This is a genomic window from Streptomyces sp. NPDC003032 (assembly GCF_053591415.1).
Window position 1 is genome coordinate 111,222 of sequence record NZ_JBSFTT010000006.1, and the last position, 14,571, is coordinate 125,792.

The 14,571-nt window shown below is 70.4% G+C and carries 12 protein-coding genes; 9 read left to right on the top strand and 3 right to left on the bottom strand.

Annotated elements, in window-relative coordinates:
• Positions 1 to 59 precede the first annotated feature (59 nt).
• The 3 genes from ACWDZ7_RS10780 to ACWDZ7_RS10790 are packed head-to-tail and all read left to right on the top strand — an operon-like array spanning position 60 to position 2,186.
• On the top strand, positions 60 to 695 hold the full coding sequence (locus ACWDZ7_RS10780) for a cell division protein SepF (RefSeq protein WP_451796342.1): 636 nt from the start codon (positions 60 to 62) through the stop codon (positions 693 to 695).
• A 35-nt stretch (positions 696 to 730) separates the two neighbouring features.
• Positions 731 to 1,015 carry a YggT family protein gene (locus tag ACWDZ7_RS10785; RefSeq protein ID WP_055528652.1) on the top strand — a complete coding sequence of 95 codons (285 nt, stop codon included), beginning with the start codon at positions 731 to 733 and terminating at the stop codon, positions 1,013 to 1,015.
• A gap of 46 nt (positions 1,016 to 1,061) precedes the next feature.
• Positions 1,062 to 2,186 carry a DivIVA domain-containing protein gene (locus tag ACWDZ7_RS10790; protein WP_451796343.1) on the top strand — a complete coding sequence of 375 codons (1,125 nt, stop codon included), beginning with the start codon at positions 1,062 to 1,064 and terminating at the stop codon, positions 2,184 to 2,186.
• 164 nt (positions 2,187 to 2,350) lie between these two features.
• Here the strand turns inward: ACWDZ7_RS10790 and ileS are convergent, their stop codons facing one another.
• A complete protein-coding gene (ileS, locus tag ACWDZ7_RS10795) occupies positions 2,351 to 5,509 on the bottom strand; it encodes an isoleucine--tRNA ligase (RefSeq protein WP_451796344.1) in 3,159 nt (1,052 codons plus the stop codon).
• A gap of 593 nt (positions 5,510 to 6,102) precedes the next feature.
• Between ileS and ACWDZ7_RS10800 the strand changes: the two genes are divergently transcribed.
• The 5 genes from ACWDZ7_RS10800 to ACWDZ7_RS10820 all read left to right on the top strand — a co-directional run bounded on the left by ACWDZ7_RS10800 (position 6,103) and on the right by ACWDZ7_RS10820 (position 11,085).
• Positions 6,103 to 7,263 carry a TraR/DksA C4-type zinc finger protein gene (locus ACWDZ7_RS10800; protein WP_451796345.1) on the top strand — a complete coding sequence of 387 codons (1,161 nt, stop codon included), beginning with the start codon at positions 6,103 to 6,105 and terminating at the stop codon, positions 7,261 to 7,263.
• A gap of 78 nt (positions 7,264 to 7,341) precedes the next feature.
• On the top strand, positions 7,342 to 7,947 hold the full coding sequence (gene lspA / locus ACWDZ7_RS10805) for a signal peptidase II (protein ID WP_451796346.1): 606 nt from the start codon (positions 7,342 to 7,344) through the stop codon (positions 7,945 to 7,947).
• 49 nt (positions 7,948 to 7,996) lie between these two features.
• Positions 7,997 to 8,938 (top strand): RluA family pseudouridine synthase, encoded by a 942-nt coding sequence (locus ACWDZ7_RS10810; RefSeq protein ID WP_451796347.1) that lies wholly within the window; start codon positions 7,997 to 7,999, stop codon positions 8,936 to 8,938.
• On the top strand, positions 8,935 to 9,402 hold the full coding sequence (locus tag ACWDZ7_RS10815; RefSeq protein WP_451796348.1) for a GNAT family N-acetyltransferase: 468 nt from the start codon (positions 8,935 to 8,937) through the stop codon (positions 9,400 to 9,402). The genes ACWDZ7_RS10810 and ACWDZ7_RS10815 overlap by 4 nt, the downstream gene beginning before the upstream one ends.
• 96 nt (positions 9,403 to 9,498) lie before the next feature.
• Positions 9,499 to 11,085, top strand: coding sequence for a Na+/H+ antiporter (locus ACWDZ7_RS10820; RefSeq protein ID WP_451796349.1), 1,587 nt, complete (start codon positions 9,499 to 9,501; stop codon positions 11,083 to 11,085).
• 30 nt (positions 11,086 to 11,115) lie between these two features.
• On the opposite strand, the gene ACWDZ7_RS10825 is transcribed toward ACWDZ7_RS10820, so the two are convergent.
• The gene (locus ACWDZ7_RS10825) at positions 11,116 to 12,207 is read right to left on the bottom strand and encodes a mechanosensitive ion channel family protein (RefSeq protein WP_451796350.1); all 1,092 of its coding nucleotides are present in this window, start codon (positions 12,205 to 12,207) and stop codon (positions 11,116 to 11,118) included.
• Between the two features lie 44 nt (positions 12,208 to 12,251).
• Here ACWDZ7_RS10825 and ACWDZ7_RS10830 point away from each other — a divergent pair, with 44 nt between their 5' ends.
• Positions 12,252 to 12,821 (top strand): dienelactone hydrolase family protein, encoded by a 570-nt coding sequence (locus ACWDZ7_RS10830; protein WP_451796351.1) that lies wholly within the window; start codon positions 12,252 to 12,254, stop codon positions 12,819 to 12,821.
• 32 nt (positions 12,822 to 12,853) lie between these two features.
• On the opposite strand, the gene ACWDZ7_RS10835 is transcribed toward ACWDZ7_RS10830, so the two are convergent.
• Entirely contained in the window at positions 12,854 to 14,521 is a 1,668-nt protein-coding gene (locus ACWDZ7_RS10835; protein WP_451796352.1) for an alkaline phosphatase D family protein, read from the bottom strand.
• Between the last annotated feature and the right edge of the window lie 50 nt (positions 14,522 to 14,571).

A 14,571-nucleotide genomic window follows, 5' to 3' on the forward strand; every position in this document is an offset into this window, starting at 1 on the left:
GTGGATCGCGGGCAGTTGGTGACGACAGCCGATCCACCACAGAGCGGAGGACTCAGAGCATGGCCGGCGCGATGCGCAAGATGGCGGTCTACCTCGGCCTCGTGGAGGACGATGGGTACGACGGTCCGGGGTTCGACCCCGATGACGAGTTCGAACCCGAGCCGGAGCCCGAGCGCGACCGCAGGCGGCATGAACCGCCGCATCAGTCGCACCAGTCCCATCAGTCTCAACGGGACGAATCGGTACGAGTGGTGCAGCCGCCCGCCCCCCGCGAACCGGCGGTCCATTCCGCTTCGCTAGCCGCGGAATCCGGACGTCCAGCACGAATCGCCCCCGTGGCATCCATCACACCTGAACGCCAGAGCCTGGAGAAGAACGCACCGGTGATCATGCCCAAGGTCGTGTCCGAGCGGGAGCCCTACCGCATCACCACATTGCACCCGCGGACCTACAACGAGGCCCGTACCATCGGGGAACACTTCCGCGAGGGCACTCCGGTGATCATGAATCTGACCGAGATGGACGACACCGACGCGAAGCGACTTGTCGACTTTGCCGCCGGTCTGGTCTTCGGTCTGCATGGCAGCATTGAACGAGTGACGCAGAAGGTGTTCCTGTTGTCGCCTGCTAACGTCGATGTAACGGCGGAGGACAAGGCTCGCATCGCAGAGGGCGGGTTCTTCAACCAGAGCTGAGACGTACGAGTATCAGGGGAGAGGGAAACGCGGACATGAGCGTGGTCTTGCAGGTGCTTTACATCGCGCTGATGTGCTTCCTCATCGTGCTGATTTTCCGGTTGGTCATGGACTACGTCTTCCAGTTCGCCCGCTCATGGCAACCCGGCAAGGCGATGGTGGTCGTTCTGGAGGCCACCTACACTGTCACTGATCCACCGCTCAAGCTTCTGCGGCGGTTCATTCCGCCGCTGCGTCTCGGGGGCGTGGCGCTCGACCTGTCCTTCTTCGTACTGATGATCATCGTCTACATCCTGATCTCCGTCGTGAGCCGGCTGTGAACGATACGGTCTTGCCGAATGCCGACGACTACGTTGAGGTGAAGAGATGCCGTTGACCCCCGAGGACGTGCGGAACAAGCAGTTCACGACCGTCCGCCTCCGAGAAGGCTATGACGAGGACGAGGTCGATGCCTTCCTCGATGAGGTCGAAGCCGAACTGACCCGCCTGCTCCGCGAGAACGAGGACCTGCGCGCCAAGCTGGCCGCCGCCACCCGCGCCGCTGCTCAGAACCAGCAGCAGGGCGGTATGCGCAAGGGTCCCGACGGGCCGCAGGACCAGCACCAGCACCAGCGCGGTCCGGGTGCTCCGGTACCCGCCGCTATATCGGGCCCGCAGCCGGTCCCGCCCCAGCAGCAGATGGGTGGCCCCATGGGCGGCCCTCCGCAGCTGCCCGGTGGCGCTCCGCAGCTGCCCGCAGGCCCCAGTGGACATGGACAGGGGCATGGACCGCAGGGCGGTCCGCAGGGATCCGGCCCGATGGGTCAGGGTCCGATGGGCGGCCCCATGGGTGGTCCCATGGGCGGCGGTCCCATGGGCGGCCCGCAGATGCCGCAGCCCGGTCAGGGCCCCGGTGGCGACAGCGCCGCTCGTGTGCTGTCCCTCGCGCAGCAGACCGCCGACCAGGCGATCGCGGAGGCCCGTTCCGAGGCCAACAAGATCGTCGGCGAGGCCCGCTCGCGCGCCGAGGGCCTGGAGCGTGACGCCCGTGCCAAGGCCGACGCCCTGGAGCGGGACGCGCAGGAGAAGCACCGTGTCGCGATGGGCTCCCTGGAGTCCGCCCGCGCCACGCTGGAGCGCAAGGTCGAGGACCTGCGCGGCTTCGAGCGCGAGTACCGCACGCGTCTGAAGTCGTACCTGGAGTCGCAGCTGCGCCAGCTGGAGACCCAGGCCGACGACTCGCTGGCCCCGCCGCGCACTCCGGCCACCGCCTCGCTGCCGCCGTCCCCGGCGCCGTCGATGGCTCCGGCCGGCGCGGGTGCCCCGTCCTACGGCGGCAACCAGTCGATGGGTGGCAACCAGGGTGCCGGTGGTCCGTCCTACGGCGGCCAGCAGCAGATGTCCCCGGCGATGACCCAGCCGATGGCGCCGGTGCGGCCGCAGGGCCAGCAGCCCATGCAGCAGGCTCCGTCGCCGATGCGTGGCTTCCTCATCGACGAGGACGACAACTGACGGGCGTGACCACGCCTTAGGCGTCGGCAGCGTTCAGGGCCGGGCCCCCGGATTTCCGGGGGCCCGGCCCTTTTCCGTCCCCGTCTCCGCACGTGTACAGAGCGTGTACGAGAAAGGCCCGGTTCCGCCGAGATCTGCGGCGGAACCGGGCCTTCGTACGAGCGTTACACCTTGCGGAGGCGGAACGTCAGCTTCAGGGAGTCGTCCGTGAACGGCTGCCCGAATGTGTCGTCGGCCTCACCTTCGGCGAAGTCCGTGGCGAGCACCTCGTCCGAGATGAGCCCGGCGTGCTCGGACAGGGCCGTCCCCACCGCCGGGTCCGTGGAGGCCCAGCGCAGGGCGATCCGGTCCGCGACGTCCAGGCCGCTGTTCTTGCGGGCCTCCTGGATCAGCCGGATCGCGTCCCGGGCCAGGCCCGCCCGACGCAGCTCCTCGGTGATCTCCAGGTCCAGGGCGACCGTGGCACCGGATTCGGACGCCACCGACCAGCCCTCGCGCGGGGTCTCCGTGATGATGACCTCGTCCGGGGCGAGCGTCACCGTCTCGCCGTCGACCTGCACGGAGGCCGTGCCCTCGCGCAGCGCCAGCGACAGCGCGGCCGCGTCGGCATCGGCGACGGCCTTGGCGACCGCCTGGACGCCCTTGCCGAAGCGCTTGCCGAGGGCCCGGAAGTTGGCCTTCGCGGTGGTGTCGACCAGGGAGCCGCCGCCCGCTGGACCAGTGGAGGAATCAGTGAGCGAGGCCAGGGAGGAGACGTTCAGCTCCTCCGTGATCTGGGCGCGCAGCTCGGCGCCCAGCGCGTCGAAGCCCGACGCCGCGACGAGCGCGCGCGACAGCGGCTGACGCGTCTTGACGCCCGACTCCGCGCGCGTGGCGCGGCCGAGCTCGACCAGGCGACGCACGAGAACCATCTGCCGGGACAGCTCCGGGTCGATCATCGACAGGTCGGCCTCGGGCCAGGAGGACAGGTGGACCGACTCCGGGGCACCCGGGGTGACGGGCACGACGAGGTCCTGCCAGACACGCTCGGTGATGAACGGCGTCAGCGGGGCCATGAGGCGCGTGACCGTCTCGACGACCTCGTGCAGGGTGCGCAGGGCCGCCTTGTCGCCCTGCCAGAAGCGGCGGCGGGAACGGCGTACGTACCAGTTGGAGAGGTTGTCGACGAAGACGGACAGGAGCTTGCCCGCGCGCTGGGTGTCGTAGCTCTCCAGGGCCTGCGTGGCCTGGTCGGTGAGCGCGTGCAGCTCGCTGAGCAGCCAGCGGTCCAGGAGCGGGCGGTCGGCGGGCGCCGGGTCGGCGTCGCTGGGGGCCCACTTCGACGTACGGGCGTACAGGGCCTGGAAGGCGACCGTGTTCCAGTACGTGAGGAGCGTCTTGCGGACGACTTCCTGGATGGTGCCGTGGCCGACGCGGCGGGCCGCCCACGGGGAGCCGCCGGCCGCCATGAACCAGCGCACCGCGTCGGCGCCGTGCTGGTCCATCAGCTGGATCGGCTCCAGGGTGTTGCCCAGGTGCTTGGACATCTTGCGGCCGTCCTCGGCGAGGATGTGGCCGAGGCAGACCACGTTCTCGTAGGACGACTTGTCGAAGACCAGGGTGCCGATGGCCATCAGCGTGTAGAACCAGCCGCGGGTCTGGTCGATGGCCTCCGAGATGAACTGCGCCGGGTAGCGGCTCTCGAACAGCTCCTTGTTCCTGTGCGGGTAGCCCCACTGCGCGAACGGCATCGAGCCCGAGTCGTACCAGGCGTCGATGACCTCCGGCACGCGCGTGGCCGTGCTCTCGCACTGGGGGCAGGCGAAGGTGATCTCGTCGATGAACGGGCGGTGCGGGTCCAGGGCCGACTGGTCGGTGCCGGTCAGGTCGGAGAGCTCCGCGCGTGAGCCCACGCAGGTGAGGTGGCCCTCCTCACAGCGCCAGATGGGCAGCGGGGTGCCCCAGTAGCGGTTGCGGGAGAGCGCCCAGTCGACGTTGTTGTTCAGCCAGTCACCGAAGCGGCCGTGCTTGACCGAGTCCGGGAACCAGTTGGTCTTCTCGTTCTCCTGGAGGAGGCGGTCCTTGATGGCCGTGGTGCGGATGTACCAGGACGGCTGCGCGTAGTAAAGGAGCGCCGTGTGGCAGCGCCAGCAGTGCGGGTAGCTGTGCTCGTACGGGGTGTGGCGGAAGAGCAGGCCGCGGTCCTTGAGGTCCTCGGTCAGCTTCTCGTCGGCCTTCTTGAAGAAGACTCCGCCTACGAGGGGGACGTCCTCCTCGAAGGTGCCGTCGGGGAGGACCGGGTTCACGACCGGGAGGCCGTAGGCGCGGCAGACCTTGAGGTCGTCCTCACCGAAGGCGGGGGACTGGTGGACCAGACCGGTGCCGTCCTCCGTGGTGACGTACTCGGCGTTGACCACGAAGTGGGCCGGAGCCGGGAACTCCACGAGGTCGAAGGGACGTTGGTAGTTCCAGCGCTCCATCTCGGCGCCGGTGAAGGTCTCGCCGGTCGTCTCCCACTCCTCGCCGAGAGCCTTCTCGACGAGCGGCTGGGCGACGACGAGCTTCTCCTTGCCGTCCGTCGCGACGACGTACGTGACGTCGGGGTGCGCGGCGACGGCGGTGTTGGAGACGAGGGTCCAGGGGGTCGTCGTCCAGACCAGGAGGGCGGCCTCGCCCGCGAGGGGACCGGAGGTGAGCGGGAAGCGGACGTAGACGGACGGGTCGACGACCGTCTCATAGCCCTGCGCCAGCTCGTGGTCGGACAGACCCGTGCCGCAGCGCGGGCACCAAGGGGCGACGCGGTGGTCCTGGACGAGGAGCTCCTTGTTGAAGATCTCCTTCAGGGACCACCAGACCGAGTCGACGTACTCCGGGTCCATCGTCCGGTACGCGTCGTCGAGGTCGACCCAGTAGCCCATGCGCGTCGTCAGCTCGGCGAAGGCGTCGGTGTGCCGGGTGACGGACTCGCGGCACTTGGCGTTGAACTCGGCGATGCCGTACGCCTCGATGTCCTTCTTGCCGTTGAACCCGAGCTCCTTCTCGACCGCGAGCTCCACGGGGAGGCCGTGGCAGTCCCAGCCGGCCTTGCGGCCCACGTGGTGGCCCCGCATGGTGCGGAAGCGCGGAAAGACGTCCTTGAAGACGCGGGCCTCGATGTGGTGGGCGCCCGGCATGCCGTTGGCGGTGGGCGGGCCTTCGTAGAACACCCACTCGGGGCGGCCCTCGGACTGCTCCAGGCTCTTGGCGAAGATCTTCTGCTCGTGCCAGAAGTCGAGCACGGCGTGTTCGAGGGCGGGCAGGTCGACCTGGGCGGGCACCTGGCGGTACTGCGGCGGCGTATTCAACGAGTCCTCCGGCGGATGTGCTGCCTTCCGTCGGAGGGACGAGAGCCGTGTGCGCCTGGTGCGGCGCGCTCCCGCGGTACCACCCTCCTTGGCTCTCCGGAACGGGGTCCGTGCCGGTGAGCCCCCTCATTGGGGTCGCGATACCGGGTCTACTCGCCTCCGCTGGGGGCTTCGGCTTTCTTCCGGCGGCTCCGGGGTGATCTTCACGTCGCGCTCGCCCCCGGGCTCACACCGTCCCCGGGTCGCTCATGGCCGCGTACGCCGCTACTCGTCCCCATCCACGCTTATCGCTGCCGTCCAGTGTACGGCGCCCCGGCAGGGGCGGCCGACCGGTTTTTCCGCGACGCCCGAGGGGCGCGGGCGCGGGGGTGCGGACTGACCCGAATGGCGACATGGGGGGCGAGTGGATCCCGGCGGGCGCCGGCCGACGGATTACCCGGCAGGGAGTTGGGCACAACGCTTGCAGACTCGCCGCGCGGGATCCGCGGGGAGGGGGGATCGGGCGGCGTGCCCCGTTGCCGCGGGCCTGGAGTCGATTTATCGTCCCAGCACGATTCGCGAGCAAGATCACAATATGTGAAGGGGCCGCGGCCATGGTGGCGAAGAAGACCGCCGTACAGCAGTCGGCGTCCGGCAGATCCACAGGCGCGGGGGCGGCGCCTGACGCCGTGGAGAAGGCCGCGAAAAAGGCCGTGGAGAAGGCCGTGGAGAAGGGTGCGTCCCAGAAGGCGGTCCCGAAGAAGGCGGTCCCGAAGAAGGCTGCCGCCAAGAAGGCCGTGGCGAAGAAGGCCGTGGCGAAGAAGGTCGCGGGGGAGAAGGCCGTGGCGACGACGGCCGCGGGGGAGAAGGCGCCGGTCAAAGCGGCCGTTACCAAGAAGACCGCCGCCAAGAAGGCTCCGGCGAAGAAGGCCGCGTCCAAGAAGAGTGACGCTCACCGGGCGGGGCACGAGGAGACGGGGCACGAGGGGGTGCACGAGGAGGCGCACGAGGTAGGGCACGACGCGGGCTCTGAGGGCGCTGCCAAAGAGCGGCCCCCGGCCGAGAAGGGCGCGGTCGCCGAGAGCCCGGCCGCGCAGAGCCACCCCATCAAGAAGAGCGCGGCCAAGAACCCCGCCAAGAAGAGCCCCGCCGCGAAGAGCGCGGCCAAGAAGAGTACGGGCGCGAAAGGTCCGGCCGCACAGAGCGCGGCCGGGCGGAGAACGGACAACGAGACGGCCGCGTCCGCGGCCGAAGGTGCGGCTGAGGCCGCGGAGACGACGGGAGCCACGACAGTGGTTGCGAAGAAGACTCCGGGCACGGCGACCGCAGCGACCCAGCCGACGGCGGTGCCCAAGGCGCGTGCCGCCGCGGTGCGGCCCGGTGAGCTGGCGGTCAGGCCGGGCGAGGATCCCTGGACCCCGGAAGAGGTCGGGGAGGCCCGCGCGGAGCTCCAGAGCGAGGCGCTGCGGCTGACCAGTGAGATCGCGTCCTCCGAGGAGGCCCTGGCGGGACTGATGCGGGACTCCGGTGACGGCGCGGGCGACGACGAGGCGGACACCGGCACGAAGAACATCACGCGTGAGCACGAGATGTCCCTGGCCGCCAACGCGCGCGAGATGCTCGTACAGACCGAGCGCGCCCTGGAGCGCCTGGACGCGGGGACATACGGCCTCTGCGAGAACTGCGGCAATGCCATCGGTAAGGCGCGGATGCAGGCCTTCCCACGAGCGACCCTGTGCGTGGAGTGCAAGCAGAAGCAGGAACGGCGCTCCTGAGCACGGCCTGGACGCCTGGGCCCGTACGCGTGTGCCGTACCCTCGTCCACAGTCAGGTACCTAGGTTGAGGGACTCACGTGGCAGAGGCGGAGCGCATCATCGGTACGCCGGACATCCCTGAGACGGCCGGGGGCGAGCCGGAGGAGTCCGGCGGCGTCGTGGGCGAGGGCGAGGGCGAGGGCGGGCGGAAGCCCAAGGGCCGGCGCAAGATCGCCGTGCTGTTCGCCGTGGCCACTGTCGCGTACGCCTTCGACCTGATCAGCAAGATGATCGTGGTCGCGAAGCTGGAGCACCACGAGCCGATCGAGATCGTCGGCGACTGGCTCCGGTTCAACGCGATCCGCAACGCGGGCGCCGCCTTCGGGTTCGGCGAGGCCTTCACGATCATCTTCACGTGCATCGCGGCGGCGGTCATCGTGGTGATCGCCCGGCTCGCCCGCAAGCTCTACAGTCTGCCGTGGGCGATCGCGCTCGGTCTGCTGCTCGGCGGCGCGCTCGGCAACCTCACCGACCGGATCTTCCGCACGCCTGGCGTCTTCGAGGGCGCGGTGGTCGACTTCATCGCCCCCAAGGGGTTCGCGGTCTTCAACCTCGCGGACTCGGCGATCGTCTGCGGCGGCATCCTGATCGTGCTGCTGTCCTTCCGGGGGCTGGACCCGGACGGCACCGTCCACAAGGACTGACGGCACCGCGTGGTGCGGGAGTGTCGGTGGGCTCCTGCATACTCAATGGGTGAGCACGATTCCCGAGATCCGTACCCTGCCCGTGCCGGACGGCCTGGAGGGCGAGCGCGTCGACGCCGCCATCTCTCGCATGTTCGGTTTCTCCCGTACGAAGGCCGCCGAGCTCGCCGCGGCGGGGAAGGTCTCGGTCGACGGCTCGGTGGTCGGCAAATCCGAGCGGGTGCACGGCGGCGCCTGGCTGGAAGTGGAGATGCCGCAGGCGCCCGCTCCGGTGCAGATCGTGGCCGAGCCCGTCGAGGGCATGGAGATCGTGCATGACGACGACGACATCGTCGTGATCGTCAAGCCGGTCGGCGTGGCCGCGCACCCGAGCCCCGGCTGGACCGGGACGACCGTGATCGGCGGCCTCGCGGCGGCCGGTTACCGCATCTCGACCTCCGGTGCCGCCGAGCGCCAGGGCATCGTGCACCGCCTGGACGTGGGCACGTCCGGCCTCATGGTGGTCGCCAAGTCGGAGCGCGCCTACACCTCGCTGAAGCGCCAGTTCAAGGAGCGCACGGTCGACAAGCGCTACAACGCGCTGGTGCAGGGCCACCCCGACCCGATGAGCGGCACGATCGACGCCCCCATCGGCCGGCACCCGAACCACGACTACAAGTGGGCGGTCACGGCGGAGGGCAAGCCCTCCGTCACGCACTACGACCTCATCGAGGCGTTCCGGGCCGCCTCGCTGCTCGACATCAAGCTGGAGACGGGCCGCACGCACCAGATCCGCGTGCACATGGCGGCCCACCGCCACCCGTGCGTGGGCGACCTGACGTACGGCGCGGACCCGACCCTCGGCAAGCGGCTCGGTCTCACCCGTCAGTGGCTGCACGCCGTCCGGCTCGGCTTCGAGCACCCGGGCGACGGGCAGTGGGTGGAGTACGGGAGCGGCTACCCGGACGACCTCCAGACGGCGCTCGACCGCGTCCGGGCGGAGAGTTCGTGACCGGTGCGACGATCCGCGTCGCCCGTGACGCGGACGACCTGGCGGCCTGTTTCGCTGTCCGCAAGGACGTCTTCGTGGCCGAGCAGCAGGTGCCCGAAGAGCTTGAGTACGACCCGTACGACGCCGGGGCGGTGCACGTCCTGGCCATGAGCGAAGAGGGCGTTCCGCTGGGCACGGGACGGCTCCTCACCGGTGCCGCGGCCGCCGCCAAGAACGGCGGGGGCGCGGGCATGGGCGCGCTCGGGCGGCTCGCGGTGACGGGGACCGCACGCGGCCTCGGCGTCGGGGCGGCCCTGGTCGGTGCCATCGAGGACGCGGCACGCGCGCGTGGCCTGACGGCGGTCGACCTGCACGCGCAGACCCACGCCCTGGGGTTCTACGAGCGCCTGGGGTACGAGGCGTACGGGCCGGAGTTCCCTGACGCGGGCATCCCGCACCGGGCGATGCGGAAGCCGCTGCCCTAGCTGTACCGCTCAGGAACGTCGCTCCCTGGCCCGAGGGGAATGCGTGGCAGTGTTGAGTCTTGATCGTTCGAGTCTCGACCGCCCGGAGGCCGCACCGTGGATCAACTGGCGCTGCTGCTCGTCCTGCTGCTCGGAGCCGTCGTCTCGGTGCCGCTGGGGGACCGGCTCGGGCTGCCCGCGCCCGTCCTGATGACGCTCGCGGGCATCGGCATGGCCCTGCTGCCGTTCGTGCCCAACGTCGAGATCCCGCCGGACTTCATCCTTCCGCTGGTCCTGCCGCCGCTGCTCTACGCGTCCGTGCAGCGCACGTCGTGGCGGCAGTTCGCGGCCAACAGGCGCCCCATCTTCCTGCTCGCCGTCGCGCTGGTCTTCGTGACGACGGCGGCGGTCGCCGCGATGGCCAACGCCGTCGTCCCCGGGCTGCCGCTCGCCGCTGCCGTCGCGCTCGGCGCGCTCGTCGCCCCACCCGACCCCGTGGCCGCGACCGCCGTCGCCGGCTCGCTCGGGCTGCCCCGCAGGCTCGTGTCGATCCTGGAGGGCGAGGGGCTCTTCAACGACGTCACGGCGATCGTGCTCTACCACGTGGCGATCGCGGCGGCGGTGAGCGGCACCTTCTCCTGGCCGTCCGCGGCGGGCCAGCTGGTGCTGTCCGCCGTGGTGGCCGTGCTCGTCGGGCTCGCGCTCGGCTGGGTGACGAACAAACTCATGGGGCTGCTCGGTGACGCCATCCTGCAGACCGGCCTGACGCTGCTCGTGCCGTTCGTCAGCTATGTGCTGGCCGAGGAGCTGCTCGGCTCCGGCGTGCTCGCGGTCCTCACCACGGCGCTCTACCTCGCGGAGAACGCGGTCGACGCCGACGACGTGCTCGGTCGCATCACCGGACAGACGTTCTGGCAGATCGTCGACACCCTGGTGACCGGCGCCGCGTTCGGCCTCATCGGCCTGGAGCTGCACAACGTCTTCGGCATCGCGAGCGGCCGCGAGTGGGAGATGGCCGGCTGGGGCGCGGCGATCGTCGGGGTCGTCGTCGGCGTACGGCTGCTGTGGCTGCTGCCCGCGACCTGGCTCGCCAAGCGGCTGCACAAGCGCCGGGACTACGAAGAGGACATTCCGACGAGCTGGCGCGAGACCGTCGTCATGTGGTGGGCCGGAATGCGCGGCGTGGCGTCCGTGGCCCTCGCGCTCGCCATCCCGCTGAAGACGGACGACGGCGCGCCGTTCCCGGCCCGCGACGAGATCATCTTCATCGCGTTCTGCGTGATCATGGCGACCCTCGTCGTCCAGGGGCTCACCCTGCCCTGGCTGGTGCGCAGGCTCGGGGTGCGGGCCGACACCGACGCGGAGCGGGAGCTGGAGCGCGCGCTCGCGGTGCGCGCCGCCAGGGCCGCCAAACGCCGCCTCAGGGAGATCCAGGAGGTCGAGGAGCTTCCGCAGGAGGTCGCGGAGCGGCTGCAGCGCGGCGCGTACGACATCGGGGCCAGGATCAGCCCGGACATCGTCGACGAGGAGCGGCGCGAGCGGTACGCCAAGCGCGTGGACCGGCTCAAGGCCGTCCAGCGCATCCAGCGCGAGATGATGTCGGCCGCCCGCCACGAGGTTCTCGCCGCGCGCAGCGAGGCCGGCGCCGACCCGGAGGTCGTCGACCGGGTCCTGCACCACCTCGACGTGCGCAGTCTGCGCTGAGGCGGGCGGCGCCGGGCCGGCCCCGGCCGGTCAGCCGCGGCCGGTCCGGGGCGCCTCCGGTTCGAGGTGGCTCGGGCGGTGGCCGTTCGGCGTGGGCTCCACCCAGGCCGTGTTGATCCGCGGCAGCGCGTACGGATGCTGTTCCGTCAGCCATTGGATCAGCTGTTCGCGCACCGTGACCCGGACCGTCCAGACGTCGTCCGCGTCCTTGGCGGTGACCAGGGCGCGGACCTGCATCGTGTTCGGCGTCGTGTCCGTGACCGCGAGGCCCCAGTCCCTGCCGTCCCACGCCGCGCACTCGCGCAGGATGTCCCGGAGCTTGTCGCGCATCTGGTGGACCGGCGCCGAGTGGTCCAGGTGGAAGAAGACCGTGCCGGTCATCTGGGCGCCGCCCCGGGACCAGTTCTCGAAGGGTTTCGACGTGAAGTACGACACGGGCATCGTGATCCGGCGTTCGTCCCAGGTGCGCACCGCCAGGAACGTCAGGGTGATCTCCTCGACGGTGCCCCACTCGCCCTCCACCACGACGGTGTCCCCTATGCGCACCATGTCGCCGAAGGCGATCTGCAGGCCCGCGAAGAGGTTGCCGAGCGTGGACTGGGCCGCGACACCGGCGACGATGCCGAGGATGCCGGCGGAGGCCAGCAGCGAGGTGCCGGCCGCCTGCATGGCGGGGAAGGTCAGCAGCATCGCGGCGACCGCCACCACAGCGACGATCGCGGTGACCACCCGCTGGATGAGCGTCACCTGTGTACGGACCCTGCGGACGCGGGCCGGATCACGGTGGACCGTGGCGTAACGGGCGTACGAGGACTCCACTATCGCCGCGGCGATCCGTACCACCAGCCAGGCCGTGGAGCCGATGAGCACGAGGGACAGGATCCGCCCGATCGCCGCCGAGTGGTCCTTGGCCAGCTCCGCGTGCCCGTAGGAGCCTCTCAGCAGAGCGGTGCACATGACGAGGTGGAAGGGGACCCGGCAGCGGCGCAGCAGACCCCACAGCGGGGTCTCGTGGTGCCGTTCGTCGGTCCGGCGCATAGCGAAGTCGACCAGCCAGCCGACCACCACCGTGAGCACGACCGAGCCGCCGATCACGATCAACGGACGCAGTACGTTCTCCATGCCTCCGAGGGTAGGGGCACCGCGGTGGATGGCACGATGGCCCCATGAACATCATGCTTTTCCACTCGACGTACGGCCTGCGACCTGCGGTGCACGCGGCGGCGGACCGGCTGCGTGCCGCGGGGCACGAGGTGTGGACGCCCGATCTCTTCGACGGGCGCACGTTCGACGACGTCGAGGACGGAAGGGCCTTCCAGGCCGAGCTGGGCAAGGACGAGCTCCTGAAGCGGGCGATCCTCGCCGCCGCCCCCTACTCCGAGCGGGGCCTCGTCTACGCGGGCTTCTCCCTCGGCGCCGCGACCGCGCAGACCCTCGCGCTCGGCGACGACAAGGCGCGCGGCCTGCTGCTCCTGCACGGCACGTCCGACATCGCGGAGAACGTGTCCGTGGACGAGCTGCCGGTGCAGCTGCACGTGGCGGAGCCCGACCCGTTCGAGACCGACGACTGGCTGAGCGCCTGGTATCTGCGGATGGGCCGGGCCGGGGCCGACGTGGAGATCTACCGGTACGCGGGCGCGGGGCACCTCTACACCGACCCGGACCTCGACGACTACGACGCCGAGGCCGCGGAGACGACGTGGCGCACGGCGATGGGCTTCCTGGAGACCCTCTAGCGCACCGAAACCCTGTAGCGCACCGAAACCCTCTAGCGCACCGGTTCGTGCACCCGCTCGACCTTCTGTGTGCCGCTGCGCGTGCGGTACGAGCGGACCCAGGACGAGGTCGCCCCGGGGTCGGTCCGGTCGGAGAGGGCGTAGTAGTCCATCTGCGACCGCTCGGCCGTGACATCGAGTACGCCGTAGCCGTGCGAGTCCATGTCCAGCCACTTCACATGGCGGTTGGCGGCCTTGATGGCGCCCGCGGCCACCAGGGAGACCGTGTGCGGGGCGACGTCGAGCATGTCGTCGATGTTGTCGGAGTTCACCGAGGTGACGACGAACTCCGTGGCGACGGAGGGTGAGAGGGGGTACGTGGCCGCCTTGGCCGGTACGTCGTTCGCCCACGCCATGTGGATGTCACCGGTCAGGAAGACGGTGTTCCGGATGCTGTTGTCACGCAGGTGGGAGATGAGCTCCTTGCGGTCGTCCGTGTAGCCGTCCCACTGGTCGACGTTGATGGCGAGGCCCTCCTTGGGCAGGCCCAGCAACTCCGCGAGCGGCTCCAGGAGGTGGGCGGGCAGGGCGCCGAAGGCGACCGGCGAGATCATCACGGAGGTGCCGACCAGCTTCCAGGCGGCGTCCGAGGACGCGAGGCCCGACTTCAGCCAGTCGAGCTGCGCGCGGCCCGTGAGCGTACGGTCCGGGTCGTCCACCGCGCCGCTGCCGGTGCCCGCCTGCTGGGAGCGGAAGGACCGCAGGTCGAGCAGGTGCAGATCGGCCAGCTTGCCGAAGCGGACGCGGCGGTACACGGTGCCCTCGGTGGAGGGGCGCACCGGCATCCATTCGAAGTACGCCTGCTTGGCCGCCGCCATGCGCCCCGCCCAGGGGCCCTCGGTCTCGGGGGAGTGGTTCACCGCGCCGTCCGACCAGGCGTTGTCGGCGAACTCGTGGTCGTCCCAGATCGCGATGACCGGGTGCGCGGCGTGCATCGCCCGCGCGTCGGGGTCGGTCTTGTGGACGCCGTGCCGGGTGCGGTAGTCGGCGAGCGTGACGATCTCGTGCCGGGGTTCGTGCTGACGTATGACGTTCGCGGCGGCCGGGTACTCGCCGCTCTTGTACTCGTAGAGGTAGTCCCCGATGTGCAGTACCGCGTCGAGTTCGGTGCGGGCCGCGAGATGGCGGTACGCCGAGAAGTAGCCCGCCTCCCAGTTGGCGCAGGACACCACGCCGAGGCGGACGCCGGCGGCGGAGGCGTCGTGCGCGGGGGTGGTGCGGGTGCGGCCCACGGGGGAGCGCACCGGCGATGCGTCCCCTACGGAGAAGCGGAAGTAATAGGCGGTCGCAGGGTTCAAGCCCCTTACGTCGGCTTTGACGGTGTGATCGGACGCCGCCCGCGCGGTGGTGCTGCCACGGCCGACGACCCGGGTGAAGCCCTCGTCCTCGGCGATCTCCCAACTCACCTCGGTGTCGGGGCCCTTGCCCGACCCGGGCACGGCGTCCGGCGTGGGTGTCACGCGGGTCCACAGCAGGACGCCGTCGGGCAGCGGGTCCCCCGAGGCGACGCCGTGGTGGAAGGCGGGCCCCTCGGTGGCGTGAGCGGGGGCGGCGGCGAGCGAGGTGCCGAGAGCGGCGGTCGCGGCCGCCGCCTTGACGACGGTACGGCGGCTCGGGGCGTGGGGGACGAGCGGCTGATGATCTTGATTTCGACTGGTCACGGGCGATCACCCTACTGATCGGTAAAAGCGAAGAACGGACGAACTCCGTG